At 55.9% G+C, this 15361-nt stretch carries 11 protein-coding genes and 1 pseudogene; 8 read left to right on the top strand and 4 right to left on the bottom strand.

Annotation, left to right across the window (positions count from 1 at the left end):
- Positions 1-76 precede the first annotated feature (76 nt).
- The gene (locus H6G52_RS03700) at positions 77-934 is read left to right on the top strand and encodes a sulfurtransferase (RefSeq protein ID WP_190526505.1); all 858 of its coding nucleotides are present in this window, start codon (positions 77-79) and stop codon (positions 932-934) included.
- 220 nt (positions 935-1154) lie between these two features.
- Positions 1155-1823, top strand: a complete 669-nt coding sequence (locus tag H6G52_RS03695) for a hypothetical protein (RefSeq protein ID WP_190526503.1) — start codon at positions 1155-1157, stop codon at positions 1821-1823.
- A gap of 184 nt (positions 1824-2007) precedes the next feature.
- On the opposite strand, the gene H6G52_RS03690 is transcribed toward H6G52_RS03695, so the two are convergent.
- On the bottom strand, positions 2008-2151 hold the full coding sequence (locus H6G52_RS03690) for a hypothetical protein (protein ID WP_190526501.1): 144 nt from the start codon (positions 2149-2151) through the stop codon (positions 2008-2010).
- A gap of 117 nt (positions 2152-2268) precedes the next feature.
- Between H6G52_RS03690 and H6G52_RS03685 the strand changes: the two genes are divergently transcribed.
- Positions 2269-2724 carry a Fur family transcriptional regulator gene (locus H6G52_RS03685; protein ID WP_099531468.1) on the top strand — a complete coding sequence of 152 codons (456 nt, stop codon included), beginning with the start codon at positions 2269-2271 and terminating at the stop codon, positions 2722-2724.
- Between the two features lie 389 nt (positions 2725-3113).
- Here H6G52_RS03685 and H6G52_RS03680 read toward each other — a convergent pair.
- A pseudogene (locus H6G52_RS03680) lies at positions 3114-3443 on the bottom strand (winged helix-turn-helix transcriptional regulator); the annotation flags it as partial.
- 408 nt (positions 3444-3851) lie between these two features.
- Here H6G52_RS03680 and H6G52_RS03675 point away from each other — a divergent pair.
- The 3 genes from H6G52_RS03675 to H6G52_RS03665 all read left to right on the top strand — a co-directional run bounded on the left by H6G52_RS03675 (position 3852) and on the right by H6G52_RS03665 (position 5759).
- On the top strand, positions 3852-4106 hold the full coding sequence (locus H6G52_RS03675) for a CDGSH iron-sulfur domain-containing protein (RefSeq protein ID WP_099531470.1): 255 nt from the start codon (positions 3852-3854) through the stop codon (positions 4104-4106).
- A 307-nt stretch (positions 4107-4413) separates the two neighbouring features.
- Positions 4414-5166, top strand: coding sequence for a pirin family protein (locus H6G52_RS03670; protein ID WP_099531471.1), 753 nt, complete (start codon positions 4414-4416; stop codon positions 5164-5166).
- A gap of 128 nt (positions 5167-5294) precedes the next feature.
- Positions 5295-5759: a YggT family protein gene (locus H6G52_RS03665; RefSeq protein ID WP_190353521.1), complete on the top strand. Its 465-nt coding sequence runs from the start codon at positions 5295-5297 to the stop codon at positions 5757-5759.
- A 109-nt stretch (positions 5760-5868) separates the two neighbouring features.
- Here the strand turns inward: H6G52_RS03665 and H6G52_RS03660 are convergent, their stop codons facing one another.
- Together H6G52_RS03660 and H6G52_RS03655 are read right to left on the bottom strand one after the other, a co-directional pair.
- Positions 5869-7350, bottom strand: coding sequence for a DUF3685 domain-containing protein (locus tag H6G52_RS03660; RefSeq protein WP_190526499.1), 1482 nt, complete (start codon positions 7348-7350; stop codon positions 5869-5871).
- Positions 7351-7365: 15 nt separating this feature from the next.
- Positions 7366-7944 carry a hypothetical protein gene (locus tag H6G52_RS03655; protein WP_099531474.1) on the bottom strand — a complete coding sequence of 193 codons (579 nt, stop codon included), beginning with the start codon at positions 7942-7944 and terminating at the stop codon, positions 7366-7368.
- A 354-nt stretch (positions 7945-8298) separates the two neighbouring features.
- Between H6G52_RS03655 and H6G52_RS03650 the strand changes: the two genes are divergently transcribed.
- Complete coding sequence (locus H6G52_RS03650) at positions 8299-11316, top strand: S-layer homology domain-containing protein (protein WP_190526497.1); 3018 nt, start codon at positions 8299-8301, stop codon at positions 11314-11316.
- Positions 11317-11611: 295 nt separating this feature from the next.
- On the top strand, positions 11612-15220 hold the full coding sequence (gene metH / locus H6G52_RS03645; RefSeq protein WP_190526495.1) for a methionine synthase: 3609 nt from the start codon (positions 11612-11614) through the stop codon (positions 15218-15220).
- The last annotated feature ends 141 nt before the right edge of the window (positions 15221-15361 follow it).

Here is a 15361-nt window from a genome sequence, read left to right as displayed (position 1 = left end):
ATTTTTGGCAAATGCCATTTCTGGCAAATGCCTTGTTTTGGCGAATGACCTGGGGTTCAGCATGGAAAACTCAACCATGACCGCGAAATTGCTGTTGGAGCAACTGATTTCTCCGGAACAGTTGGCCCCAATGCTGTCGGATCCGGATTGGGTGGTGGTGGACTGTCGGTTTTCCTTGGGCGATCGCAACTTGGGACAACAGCAATACCAAACTGCCCACATTCCCGGCGCGGTCTATGCGGATTTGGAGCGGGATTTGTCTGGGCCCGTTGGCCCCCATGGCGGTCGGCATCCGCTGCCGGTGATCGATCGCCTGGTGGATCAACTGGGCTTTTGGGGCATTGATGCCGATCGGTGGGTTGCGGTCTACGACGATTCCCAATTTGGGTTTGCGGCCCGGTTCTGGTGGCTGTTGCGCTATTTGGGCCACGATCGAGTGGTGCTGCTGGATGGCGGTTGGTCGGCCTGGCGAAGAGCTGGTTTGCCCACCACCAGCCAACCCAGCCACCCGATCGTCCGTCAGTTTGTGCCCCGCCCGCGCTTGGAACTGCTGGCCTCGATCGACACCATCAAACAAGCCCAGCGGTTGGCAGAAGGAACCATCATTGACTCCCGAGAACCCGCTCGATATCGCGGCGAAGTGGAGCCGATCGACCCCGTAGCTGGCCACATTCCCGGAGCCATTAACTATCCTTGGGTGCAGGTTTGCGACCCAGAAGGCCGCGCCCACTCGATCGCCTCCCTGAAATCCCACTTTCAGGACTTGCCCCCCAATCCGCCCCCGATCGTCTACTGCGGTTCCGGCGTGACGGCCTGCGTTAACCTGTGGGCCCTGGCCCGCGCTGGACTGCCCCAAGCTCGTCTCTACGCTGGCAGTTGGAGTGACTGGTGTTCCTATCCGGATTTACCCAAAGTCACTGCTCCGGCTGAGTGAGTGTGTTTGAGGAGCCTAAATGATGATTCTGCTGACTGATCGATCGTTGAAGACAAGGGGCTAACAATCACCAAAGATAAGGGGCTTAAGCCCCTCGCCCCTGCGGTTGTTGTTCTTTGAATCAATTTTTCAAGGTGATTTTTCTAATCAAATCTAATCAAATAGTTTCTCAAGAATTCCCCTTAAAAAAGCTTGAAATTGCCAACGGAGCATCATCAACATGGCCCTTTCTGAAAAACTCATTGAACTGGTTGTTGATAAGGTGCTCATTGGCGGCATTGTGCTGATTGCCGGTTATTGGTTAAACAAGCGATTTGAAATTTTCAAAAGTGACATTAATGAAAAATATCGCCAGCGCCAAATCCTAGTCGATTTAGAAAATCAGCAGAAACAGCGCGTTGCCGAATTAGAACAAGAAATTGTGCTGGCTCGTCATCAAGCGGAACTGGAATTCTTGGAGCGCCAAATTTCCGAATTCTATTGGCCAATTTACTTACGCCTTGAAAAAGATAACGCCATGTGGCAGCGAATCGCCACTTTGGGCGCAAGAGATCATGCGTTGCCGGATTCTGCCGGAGAAATTATTGAGCGGGACTTTATTTTAAAAAATCACGATGAAATTGTCGCAATCATCGAATCCAAAATTCACCTAGCTGAACAGGCAGAGAATAGCCAAGAGTTGATTGAAGAATTGCTGAAATATCTGAAACATGTGGCAATTTACAAAGCTGTGCGATCGATCGAATCCATGCGCGGGGTGAACCCAATGGATTTAAACGAACCCTTTCCGTCCAAGCTGTTTCCCCTCATTCAGCACAACTTTCGATCGCTCCAAGCTCGGTATGAGCAACTGAAGCAAGCCAAATTCCGGGACTTGAACCCCTCCTGAATCAATCCGGGCGATCGCCCAGGCCTCGGCGGCCAATTCACCAGCCATGGCCAGCGCGATCGCTGCAATTTCTCCTTTTTGGTCGCTTTAGCGTCCCGATCGCGCCCATATTTACAAAGATCTGCATTTAAACAGGGTGGTTGCAGCCCTTAATCGCAAGTTAATCGCTCTGATCCCTCGGGATCTATAAACTTTTGCAAAGGGGCGATCGGCCCCCAATTGACCCGGCCCGATTCCGGCGCGATCGCCCTAAAGCCCCACCCCTCAACAACTTGATGGTCAACCCGATCGTCAGGGCGATCGGCCCGGGAAGACCCCAGCGACCCATTCCCTAAAACTCGACTTAAGATTTATTCTCAATAATGCGAGCTTCTTGCAAATGCTCATTTGTACCTGTTACCATTTGGCAGAGGGAAACGCTTCAGGTCAAACCTCGCCAACCCCTATGTTTTCCTACACACCACAGTCCCTAAAAGCCGAGTTAAACGAGCGCGGTTGGCGGATGACTCCCCAACGCGAAGTGATCCTTAATGTCTTTAAGGATCTGCCCGAAGGTCGCCACCTCAGCGCCGAAGATCTGTATCACTTGCTTGAAGAGCAAGACCAAGGCATCAGCCTTTCTACGATCTATCGAACTCTGAAATTAATGTCGCGCATGGGCATTTTGCGCGAACTGGAATTAGCAGAAGGCCACAAGCACTACGAACTGAATCAGCCCTATCCCCATCATCACCATCACTTAATTTGCGTTAAGTGCAACAAAACGATCGAATTCAAGAACGATTCGGTTTTGAAAATGGGAATTAAGCAATCGGAAAAAGAGGGCTACCATCTGCTCGATTGCCAGTTAACCATCCACGCTATTTGTCCCTCCTGTCAGCGATCACTCTTGCCGCTTTAGTCTGTGAATAATGATCTTGAATTAGGGGTTGGCTGAGTGGAAAACCATTGAGCCAACCTTTGATTATGATCGGGCGTGCTAGGCTCTGGTGTTCTGAAATTTCGGTATTCTGAAATCTGGGTGTTTTAGGGGCTTAAATTTTGGTTCACCCGATCGATTCGGGGCTATAAAAACGGTTTCAGCACCTTGAACTATCTGAGAACTATCTGAACCCAGTGAACTAATCGAGTGAACTAATCGATCGAGTCTTGAGCATCCAGATCGCGATCGCCAGAGTCTTGATTGTCTAAGTCTTGAGCGCCATAGCCTGGATCACCATAGTCGATCGGCAAACGTGGCAATGCTGGTTCCCCATGAACCGGATGATCAGCGATGCCTTGGGCGGTTTGATAGTGTAGCCCCCAGTTGTGCATCGCTTCCAGCACTGACCACAGGGATTCGCCCAGCGGCGTGAGGGAATATTCCACCCTGGGCGGCACTTCTGGATAAACTTGCCGGTGAACAATGCCATCGGCTTCCAACTCCCGCAACTGCTGGGTCAGCATTTTTTGCGTCACGCCCTGAAGTGCTCGCCGCAGTTGAGCAAAGCGCATGGTTCCTGCAAATAGCTCGCGCAAAATCAGGACTTTCCATCGCCCATCAATAATGTTGAGTGTTGTCTCAACGGCACAACTGAGGCGCGTGAAGCCTGTGGTGGGTGCTGGATTCGGGGTAATCATGGGCGATCGATCCTCATACAGCGAAGGAAGCCATAGCAAACCATATCAAAAGCAATATAGATCAATTTCTTCAAGTTGATGGTTGAAATGTTTCTTGAATATGCTTTTGAATACTCGCTTGAGTTTTTTAGAAATTATGCTGAAGAACTGCACTTAGAAATTGCACTTAGAAATTGCATTTTCAAGAAAATCTAAAATTGAATTTTGACTTAAGAATATTCTCAAGCTTTTCCTATTCTTAGGTCTCTTCATTGAATTAGTTAATTCGGTTGATTGAGTTGATTGAGTGGCCGGGTGGTTTCTTTTTGGTAACTACCGCACTTTTTTGTGCGTACTTGTTGCTGCCAAGGGAAGCCCCTAGGATCAATTCAATCGCCTAGTTTACTGAACCGAGAGAGAGTTTTAAGCATGACTGCTCCTAATGAGGCTGTGATTGCTGATACAAAGCCTGAAGTGATTGAACTGACACCGGGAAAATATTTCTGGTGTACTTGTGGTCGATCGGCTGCTAAGAAATTCTGCGATGGATCCCACCGGGGAACGAGTTTCACGCCCTTCGCCTTTGAGGTGACAGAAACGAAGAAGGTCGCGATTTGTAATTGCAAGCAAACTCAAAATTCACCTTTCTGTGATGGTTCCCATCAGCCGCTGGTGGCTGGTTAGAACTCAAATTCGGTGAAAATGGCTGATTTTTCGGTGCATTGAAATGGTCAAAGGCTGATCAGTTACCTGTAGGGTGGGCAGTGCCCACCGAACCGTTGATTCATGGCATTTGCGATATGACGTGCCAATTATTTTAGGTAAAGGCTGTAGTCAGAGGCTGATCAGATCATGATCCTGAGGTGAATCGGCGTTACCGGTGGTTTCGGTTGTTGATGTGATTTGCTGATTGCTGGATTTTGCGTTTCTGAGTTTTGCGTTTCTGGATTTTGCAGGGTTTGATTAGGTTGAACAGTGGAGTAATTGAGCCATGACTATTTCGTCTTCTGCTGCTGCCTCGATCGCCCCGACCGCTGCGGGCAACATCACGATTCGGCGATCGGGTGATCGGGGCCATGCCAATCACGGTTGGTTGGATAGCTATCACAGTTTTTCGTTCAGCAGTTACTACGACCCCAATCACATGGGATTTCGGACGTTGCGAGTGATCAATGAGGATGTGATTGCCCCCAAGCAAGGGTTTGGCACCCATGGCCATCGCGACATGGAAATCGTGACCTATGTGCTGAGTGGGTTGCTGGAGCACCGGGACAGCATTGGCAACGGCTCCCTGATTCGGCCGGGCGATGTGCAACGGATGAGCGCCGGAACGGGCATTTTGCACAGCGAATTTAATGCGTCGGATTCGGAGCCGCTGCACCTGTTGCAAATTTGGATTTTGCCCGATCGCAACAACTTGCAACCGGGCTATGAGCAGGTGTTCTTTGCGCCGGAAGACAAGCAGGGGCGGTTACGGGTGGTGGCTTCGCCCGATGGTCGCGATGGCTCGGTGACGATTCATCAGGATGCGCTGATTTTTGCCAGCTCGTTGGCGGCGGGCGATCGGGTGGTGCATCAATTTGCCAGCCCTGAGCGTGGCGGATGGTTGCAGGTGGCTCGTGGGGCGATCGCCCTGAATGGGGTGACGCTGGAGGCGGGCGACGCGGCGGCCATCACGGCCCTGGAGCAGGTGGAAATTACGGCTTCCGAGAATGCGGAGCTGTTGCTGTTTGACCTGGCCTAAGGCTGGCTTAAGGCCGAGCCAATGGCCGCTGCGTGGATCATGGATTCGGAGGGGCGATCGCTTGACGACGGAGCCGCAAAACGATTGCATGGATTCGATCGCTGTTTTTAGGGCCTGATCCCGAATCCATGAGCACCAACGGCAATCCGTTTCACGATCGCCCCTCTCAACCGGGCGCTGATAGCCTGCCGGGTGACCAACTGCCCCCCGAAGACTACGCCCGCAAGCTCTATGAAATGCAGTTGCGGGCGGAGGAGCGCCGCTTGCGGGAAGAGGCCCGGCAAATGGCGATCGCACGGCGCAATGAGGTGTTGCGGCGGGTGCAACAGGGAACCTATTACCTGATTGTGGCCCTGGAAATTTTGATTGGGATGCGATTCCTGTTGCAATTGACGGGAGCGAATCCCCGCAGTCCCTTTGCTCAGGGCATTGAGTTTTTGGCCAGTCCCTACATTGGCCCCTTTTCAACGTTATTCCCGGTGTTTCGGTTTGGTCAGTTCAATGCGTTGGATCTGAATGCGATCGTGGCGATGCTGACCTATGCCCTGTTGGGGGTGCTGTTTGTGCGGCTGCTGAAGATTGTGTCGGATTAGCCGATCAGGGTCAGTGATAACCCTCGAAGGCGAGCGATCGAGGGCGTTGGGTCGCAGGGGAGCAATGCCCATCTGGCAGCCCCAAAGAAAAGTCTTGACTCGCGATCCATCAAGTCTTGCGGCGATCGAGCGCATCGCCCAATCCTTGAATGATGCCGCGGCCAATGAAGCCGAGGCCTCGGCCGATCGCCTGGAGCACCATCAGGGCCCCACGACCGGCCAGGGTGACCGTGGCCCGCACCCGAGGGGCGATCGCGTCGCGGGCTTCAATCAGCAACGTGACCCCCAAGGGCACACCAGACAGGGCCCGCCACTCCTGGTTGCGGGGCGCATAAACCGGCAGGGCCACAATGCCCCGATCGCTGGCCGTCAGCAGCCAATAGCGACTTTCGTAGATGGCTTTGGGTTCGCTGACCCAGCGTTGCACTCGATATTTCCAAGCCAGGTCATTCCGAAACCGTTCCACTTCCCGGGTGGGCAACCAGCGCCGATCGAACAGGGCCAGCTTCAGGCCTTCCCGATCGCCATAGCGATTCAAAACCGGTTGCACCACGGCGCAGGCCAAACAAAGCACCAGATTGTGAAGCAGGGCACTGGCCCGATCGAGGGCGGCCCCGGTTCCCGCCTCCACCGTCACCCCATCCACCGTTAGGGGCAGACCCCACAGCAGATGTTCTAGCAGGGGGCCCAATTCCACGGCGCGATTCAGAATGTCTGTGGCCACGATCGGCCAATCCTGAAGCAATCGATCGCGTTGGAGCCGCAAGGCCCCACTGCCCGATCGCAGGGTTGAGCGCTCCGTGAGCCAGTCGCCTAAAAAGTCATCCAGAAGCTGAACCCACCAGGTTTGCAACAAGGCTTCCTGTTGGGCCAGCAGCCGATCGCCCCGCAGTCGATCGCGGCGCACTTCCTCCAGACCCCGTTCCACCCGCCGCAACACCAGGGCCAACAGTTCCCGACGGCGATCGGGATGCAAAATTTCAATTTCCAGGGGGGAACCGGTCAAATTCACCAGTCGATCGACCGTCAGCCGGGCCACCGCATCGTCAAAGAGAGTCGATCGCCAAAGGGTCAGGTCTAGGGCGGTTGGTGTGGAACCACTCGCCGGATCCTCAGGAGGCGGGGGCGGATTACGGCTGGAGTCGATCGCTCCGGAGCCGATCGGGCGATTGGGTGGCGCATTGGCCGATGGATTGGCCCCACCCGCAGCCTGATTAGCGGCTGAATTGGCCGGTTGCGTTGGTGAGCGGTTAATCGGGCGCGTTGCCGATCGACCCAAAGGCGAATTGAGCACCGATGCTGACGATGCCGTATCGTCCTCTGGATCCCAGCCGCTCCCGCCCCGATTCGTTGGATCCAGATTGGTTGGATCCAGATTGATCGATGGGTCAGGAATGCCGCCCGCCAGCCAGCCCAAAACCGAGCGGGCCGCCCGCAACTCGCGCTGCCGGCCCGCCAAGACCCACTGATCCCACCAAGGGCGATCGCGTCGTTGGGCCAACGTGGCCCCGTCTCGCAGGGCCCGATCAACCTCCAGCCACTGGGATTGGAACCAGCGCTGCCGATTGCTGAGGGCTGGCGGTCGGCTCAATTGTCCCTACCCCAACTAGCGAGGTGTGGCAGCGGGAGCCGGTGCGGGCGCTGGACGCAGGGCCCCCGGACTGATGAAGCCCAGCTCCGCCAGTTGTTGATAAGCCTTGGTTCCCAAATCTCGCGTGGGGCTTTGGCTCGAAACAATCTGCACCAACAGAGGAATGGCTAATTCCGGTTGATTTTGGGCCCGGTGAACCAAGGCAAGCTGATAGGTCGATAAATCGCGCATTTGGGCCGCTTCAAGGGCGTTCTTGCGCTGTTCTTGGGAAATGCGGTTGTCGATCGCGGAAAATGCACCAGACAATTGCTGATGGAAGTTCGACAACTGGTTAAACACCTGTCGAGCTTGCTGCAAGCGCTGTTGAGCCAAACCGTAGTTTTGGGACTCGATCGCGCGGGCAGCTTCGTCCATCAAGCGTTGACCGCCGGCCATGCTCAACAGTCCCGTTGCTTGAACCACCGCCGGTTCAGGGTTAGCTGGCGTGGCATCGGGCAAATTCGTTTCTTGGGCCCGCACGCTGGGGGCCAGCGCGGCAACTGCCAACAGGGGAAAAACAACACGCAGCAACCGGGGGAATCGAAGGGCTAGCATGGGCTGGGTGGATTGATTAGGAGCCGCTTGACATCCTCCCCACCCCAAAGGCGTGGGGGTTCTGGTGCTAACCAAGCAACCGAGGTTGCTCGACTAGACCATGGGTTGACGCTTCATGGGCCGCCACCAGCGAACTGGATTCACGCTGGCCTCTGCGTCCGTTTTGAGTCTCGGACTGCCCGCCCGCGACTGGGATCAAGCCACTCTCTAAGGGCGAGGCTTGTATCCATTACTTTGGTCAAATCGGCTCTATTCTACGACAAGGTTCGATCGCCCTTGGGCCCCTCCGCGCCCGATCAGCCTAGATTGGTGGCGGCATTGACCATTCTGGCTGGCTGATTTCCGTCGCCGTCGATGACCCCCCTGTCGTCTTCAGGGCAATCTGCTTCCCAGCCTGTTTCCAGCCTGTTTCAGGAGATATTCCCCGTGGCGGATTTGCAACCTTCTTCTCATCCCGTGCCGTCCGATTTGGACTCTGTGGGGGCCGTTGGTGTGCCGCCCCAGTTTCTGGGCCTGGTGTTGCAACGGGGCGGAGATGAAGTCCTCCTAGAAAAAGTGCCCGATCGCTTCGTGGTGCGCCCCAAAGCCGCCCAGCCGATCGATCCCACCCGTCTGCCGGACGTAACCCAGGTGCGACCTCTGGGGCGAGGCGTGTCCCTGGTGGAGTTGCTGGTGGCTCCGGCCCGGTTGGATTCGGTGATGGATGAGGCTCGCCGATCGGGAGCCTTTGACTACGTGAGCCATGTTTACCAGTACCAAGGCCAGGGGGCCACAAGGGTTTATTTGGGGGATGAGGTGACGATCGTGTTCCATCCCACCCTGGTGGCCCAGGCGGTGGATGCGATCGCCCAAGGCCTGGGGCTGGTGTTGGTAAAACCCCTGGACGGTATTCCCAATGCGTTTATCTATCGCCTGAGCGATCGAACGCCCCTCAACCCCCTGAAAATTGCCAACACCCTGCTGGAAAATCCGGCCGTTCTGAGCGCCGAACCCAACGCCATCCTCGAAAGCCAGCCCTTCTACCGGCCACGGGATGGGTTTTACAGTTCCCAGTGGTATTTGCAAAACAACGGGGGCAGCAGCATCACCGCCGGTTCCCACATCGATGCGGAAAAAGCCTGGGACATTACCCGGGGCGATCGATCCATCATCATCGCGATCGCCGACGATGGCATCGACCTCAGCCACCCGGACTTTCAGGGAACCGGCAAAATTGTCAGCCCCAAAGACTTTAAAGACAACGACTTTAACCCCCTGCCCGGCACGCGGGACGACAGCCACGGAACCGCCTGCGCCGGGGTTGCCGTGGCCGAAGAAAACGGCAGCGGCATTGTGGGCGTGGCTCCCCGTTGTGCCTTGATGCCCATTCGCACCACCGGCTATTTAGATGACCAAGCGGTGGAAGAACTGTTTGATTGGTGTGTGTCCCGGGGGGCCGCCGTGGTTTCCTGTAGCTGGGGCCCAGGCAGCATTTACTTTCCCCTGTCCACCCGGCAGCGAGCGGCCCTCAGCCGAGCCGCCACCCAGGGCCGCAACGGCAAAGGCTGTGTGATTGTGTTTGCGGCCGGCAACGCGAACCGGCCCGTGAATGGCACGGTGAATGAGCAGGGTTGGCCCAACAAGGTGTTGTCGGGATCCACGGAATGGCTGTCCGGGTTTGCGGCCCATCCGGACGTGATTGCCGTTGCCGCTTCCACCAGCTTGAACCGCAAAGCCGCCTACAGCAATTGGGGCGATAACATTTCCGTTTGCGCCCCCAGCAACAATGCACCGCCGGGAATTTGGTTGCCGGAAACCGGCGCAATTCTGACTCCACCCCAGGTAACCAGCAACCTGGCCGGAGCCGGAGTGTTCACGACCGATCGCCTGGGGTCAGCGGGCTACAGCAGCACGGACTTCACCGCCGACTTTGGGGGCACATCCAGCGCTTGCCCGGTGGTGGCGGGTGTGGCGGCCCTGGTGTTGTCCGCGAATCCCAACCTGACGGCGCGGGAAGTGAAACAGATTCTGGAATCAACAGCGGACAAAATTGTGGACACCAACGCCGATCCACAGTTTGGATTTCGCTACGGTTCCTATGACAGTCGCGGGTTTTCCCGGTGGTTTGGCTACGGCAAGGTGAACGCTTACAAGGCAGTGTTGGAGGCCCGGCGACGGGCGGGCGGCGGCAGTCCGGTTCCGAGTCCTGGCCCAACCCCCAGTCCTGGCCCGCTGGGGGATGACGTGACGGGCCATTGGGCCGAAGCGTTTATTCGCCAGTTGATCCAACGGCAAATTATGAGCGGCTACAAGGAGGATGGCACCTTTCGCCCCAACACCAACCTGACGCGGGGGCAGTTTGCGGCCCTGTTGGTGAAGGCTTTTCCCAGTTTGCCTAACCTGCGATCGGGGGCGAAATTTTGGGATGTGCCGGCCAGTTTTTGGGCCGCCGGGGCGATCGACCAATGCTATCGACGCGGATTGCTGGCAGGGTTTCCCGACGGCAGCTTTAAGCCCAATGCCAACCTCACCCGGGCCCAAGCGTTGGTCGCCCTGGTGAATGGTCTGGGGTTGACGGGGGGAACCTTGAGTGTTTTGAGCTATTACAGCGATGCGATTCGGATTCCCAACTTTGCCCGCGATGCGATCGCCACGGCCACGGTGCGGCGCATGGTGGTGAACTATCCCGACCTCACCCGCCTGGAAGCCGAGCGGGCCATCACCCGGGGGGAAGTGTCCGCCTTCCTTTACCAAGCCCTGGTCACCAAGGGCCTGGCCAGCGCCCTGCGATCGCCCTACATTGTCGATTTGGGCAGCAACAACACCAACAGTGATCCGGCCAGCAGCGCCTTCAGCGACATCACCGACCATTGGGCCGCCCCCTTCATCAATACCCTGGCGGCACAGGCCATTCTCAGCGGCTACGAGGACGGCTCGTTCCATCCCGATGAGCCGATTAACCGGGCCCAATTGGCGGCGGTGTTGGTCAAAGCCTTTGACCCCGGCGATCGGCGATCGGGCAAGGTCTTTCAAGATGTGCCATCGGGCTATTGGGCGGCGGCGGCGATCGATCGCGCCTACCGGGGTCAGTTCCTCTCGGGTATGGATGCCGATCGATTTGGCCCCGAGCTGGGTGTGCCCCGTTGGCAGTTGGCCGCGGCCCTGGCCGGAGGGCTGGCTTGGCCCGATGAGTCCCCCGAAGGCTTGGCAGTGCTGGACGATCGCGCCGAAATTCCCAGCGCCGTGCAGGGCAAAATTGCCGCCGCCCTCAAGCGCCAAATCCTGCAAGGGCAACCCAGTCCCGATCGCCTGAATCCCAACCAACCCACCACCCGCGCCGATCTGGCCAGCTTCATTCACCAGGCCCTGATCGCTGAAGGGCGACTGTCTTAGGAGTGGTCTGAGGAGTCACCTGGGTGACTGGCCAAGCCCTCGTAGTCCTGGGGGCCAGGGCTTGAGCATCTGGTCTCTGCTGATTGATGAGGCTCACCCGGTGGCGGTTTGGGCTGCTCAGACCTCCTGGGCGATCGGTGCTCCCTGGTTGTGGAAATCACGCCGGGCCTAGACCTCTCGGCCAAATCCGGCACAATAGGGACATTGGCCCCATGGGCTAATCAACCGCGCTGGTCAACAGTACAGTGCCACGCCCCAACCCATTCGCATTCCAATTGCTGCTCCATCCCTGACCATGACTCATCCCTTTTTGGAACGGTTGCATCACCCTTCGCGTCCGGTCATCGTTTTTGACGGCGGCATGGGGACGCTCCTCCAGGCGCAGAACCTGACGGCCGATGACTTTGGCGGCCCGCAGTATGAGGGGTGTAATGAGTATTTGGTGCAAAGCAAGCCGGAAGCCGTGGCCTATGTGCACCGGGAATATCTGAAGGCGGGCGCAGATGTGATCGAAACCGACACCTTTGGGGGAACTTCGATCGTCCTGGCGGAATACGATTTGGCCGACCAAGCCTATGCCCTCAACCGCAAGGCCGTGGAACTGGCCAAGGAACTCACCCGCGAATTTTCCACTCCCGAAAAACCGCGTTTTGTGGCCGGATCCATGGGGCCGGGAACCAAGTTGCCCACCCTGGGCCACATTGACTACGACACGATGAAAGCGGCCTACGCGGAACAGGCCCGAGCGCTCATCGATGGTGGGGCTGATTTGTTGATTGTTGAAACCTGCCAGGACGTATTGCAAATTAAGTCAGCACTGAATGCGATCGAAGAGGTTTTTGTCGAGCAAGGATCGCGGATTCCGTTGATGGTTTCGGTGACCATGGAAACCACCGGCACGATGTTGGTGGGCACGGATATCAACGCCGTTGTGGCGATTTTGGAACCCTACCCGATCGATATTTTGGGGTTGAATTGTGCCACCGGCCCCGATCGGATGGCAGAGCATATTCGCTACCTCTGCGAGCGATCGCCCTTTGTGGTGTCCTGCATTCCCAACGCGGGCTTACCAGAAAACGTCGGCGGCCATGCCCACTACCGCCTGACCCCGATGGAATTGCGGATGGCCCTGCACAAATTCGTGGAAGATTGGGGCGTGCAAGTGGTGGGCGGCTGCTGCGGCACGCGCCCCGATCACATCAAGGAATTGGTCGGCATTTCCGCATCCTTGCAACCAAAAGCCCGCGAAATTCGGGTTCCCAAAAACCTGGAACCGGGCCGGTTCGATCGCAACCCATTGCATTACGAACCCGCCGCCGCATCGATCTACGGAACACAGCTTTATCAGCAAGATAATTCCTTCCTGATTGTGGGTGAGCGGCTCAACGCCAGCGGTTCCAAAAAATGCCGCGAACTGCTGAACGCTGAAGATTGGGATGGGCTAGTTTCCCTGGCCAAGGCTCAAGTTCGCGAAGGGGCCCACGTGTTGGATGTGAACGTGGACTATGTGGGTCGCGATGGCGAACGGGATATGCGGGAGTTAGTTTCACGGCTGGTGAATAATGTCACTTTGCCGCTGATGTTGGACTCCACGGAATGGCAAAAAATGGAAGCCGGTTTGAAAGTGGCCGGCGGCAAATGTTTGCTGAATTCCACCAACTATGAAGACGGTGAAGAGCGCTTTTTGAAAGTTCTAGAGCTGGCCAAAACCTACGGCGCTGGGGTGGTGATCGGGACGATCGACGAAGACGGGATGGCCCGCACCGCCGAGAAGAAATTTGCGATCGCCCAGCGAGCCTATCGGCAAGCGGTGGAGTTTGGGATTCCCGCCCATGAAATCTTCTTCGATACCCTGGCCTTGCCGATTTCCACCGGCATTGAAGAAGACCGCAAAAACGGAGCCGCCACGATCGAATCGATTCGATTGATTCGGGAAAATCTGCCCGGCTGCCACATTTTGCTGGGCGTTTCTAACATCTCCTTTGGTCTGAATCCGGCGGCGCGGCAGGTGCTGAACTCCATGTTCTTGCATGAATGTATGCAGGTGGGGATGGACTCCTCGATCGTCAGTGCGGCTAAGATTTTGCCCCTAGCTAAAATTGAGCCGGAGCATCAGGAAGTCTGTCGCGATTTGATCTTCGATCGCCGCCGGTTTGAGGGGGATGTTTGTGTTTATGATCCCCTGACCGAACTGACCCAACTCTTTGAAGGAGCCACCACCAAAAAGGCAGCGGGTGTGGATGAAAATCTCTCCCTAGAAGAGAAGCTAAAACGCCACATCATCGATGGCGAACGGTTGGGACTCGAAGCCATCTTGCAGCAGGCCATGACCCAATATCCACCCCTAGAAATCATCAACACCTATCTGTTGGATGGGATGAAGGTGGTGGGGGAATTGTTTGCCTCGGGTCAAATGCAATTGCCCTTTGTGTTGCAATCAGCGGAAACCATGAAAGCGGCGGTGGCCTTTTTGGAACCGCATATGGAGAAATCCGAAACCAGCAACAATGCCAAGGGGACTTTCGTGATCGCCACGGTCAAGGGCGATGTGCATGATATTGGCAAAAACCTGGTGGATATTATCCTCACTAACAATGGCTATCGGGTGATTAATTTGGGCATTAAACAGCCCGTGGAAAACATCATTGATGCCTACGAGCAACACAAGCCCGATTGCATTGCCATGAGCGGTTTGTTGGTGAAATCGACGGCGTTTATGAAGGAAAACCTGGAGACCTTCAACGATCGCGGGATTACTGTGCCCGTGATTTTGGGCGGCGCGGCCCTCACGCCGAAATTTGTCTATGAAGATTGCCAAAAGACCTATCGCGGTCGGGTGATCTATGGCAAAGATGCCTTCTCGGATCTCAGCTTTATGGATAAGTTGATGCCCGCGAAAGCCGCTGAACAATGGGATGATTTCCAGGGCTTTTTAGGAGAATTTGCCGATGATCCGGCGGCGCTGGGTCGCTATGGCCAAGCCAAGGCGGATGGTGACGATGCGGCTGAGAAACCCGCCAAAGCCGAGAAACCGAAGGTGATTGACACGCGGCGATCGGAAGCGGTTGATCCGCATATCGATCGCCCCCAACCGCCGTTCTGGGGTAGCCAATTGCTGAATCCCTCGGACATTGCGATCGAGGAAGTGTTCAACTATCTCGACTTGCAAGCCTTGTTCGTCGGTCAATGGCAATTCCGTAAACCGAAGGAGCAATCCCGCGAGGATTACGATGCCTTTATTGATGAAAAAGTGCGGCCAATTTTGGCGGAATGGAAAGCCAAGGTGCTGGCTGAAAACCTGTTGCAACCGCAAGTGATCTATGGCTATTTCCCTTGCAATGCGGAGGGAAATACGCTCTATATCTACGACCCGGAAGCGGTCAGCGCGGGGCAAACCAACCTGGAGCCGATCGCCCAATTTGAGTTTCCGCGCCAAGGTTCTATGCGTCGCCTTTGTATTGCCGATTTCTTTGCACCGAAGGAGTTGGGCATCTTTGATGTGTTCCCGATGCAAGCGGTGACGGTGGGCGAAATTGCCACGGAATATGCCCAAAAACTGTTTGGGGCGAATCAATATTCCGATTATTTGTACTTCCACGGGATGGCGGTGCAAACGGCGGAAGCCCTGGCGGAATGGACACATGCTCGCATCCGGCGGGAGTTGGGTTTTGGCGCGCAGGAACCGGATAGTTTGCGGGACATTTTAGCCCAGCGTTATCAGGGATCGCGCTACAGCTTTGGCTATCCGGCTTGTCCGAATATTCAGGATCAATTGATTCAGTTGCAGTTGCTGCAAACCGATCGAATCAATATGTATATGGACGAGAGCGAACAGCTTTACCCGGAGCAGTCCACCACGGCGATCGTTGCTTACCACCCGATCGCGAAGTACTTCACCGCGTAGGAGTAATTCCCACCCAAATGACAAAGGGCTGAGTTTTGGCTCCGCCCTTTTCTTATTCCTAATTGAAGTAACCATCCTTGGATGGGTGTGACAAGCTGCGAGACTTACGCTCTTCTTGGTGAGGGGAAGATTAGCAATTTG

The organism is Limnothrix sp. FACHB-881 (assembly GCF_014698135.1).
Classification (GTDB): Bacteria; Cyanobacteriota; Cyanobacteriia; order CACIAM-69d; family CACIAM-69d; genus CACIAM-69d.
The sequence above is the reverse complement of the archived record's forward strand: the minus strand, read 5'-3'. Positions and strand labels throughout refer to the sequence as shown.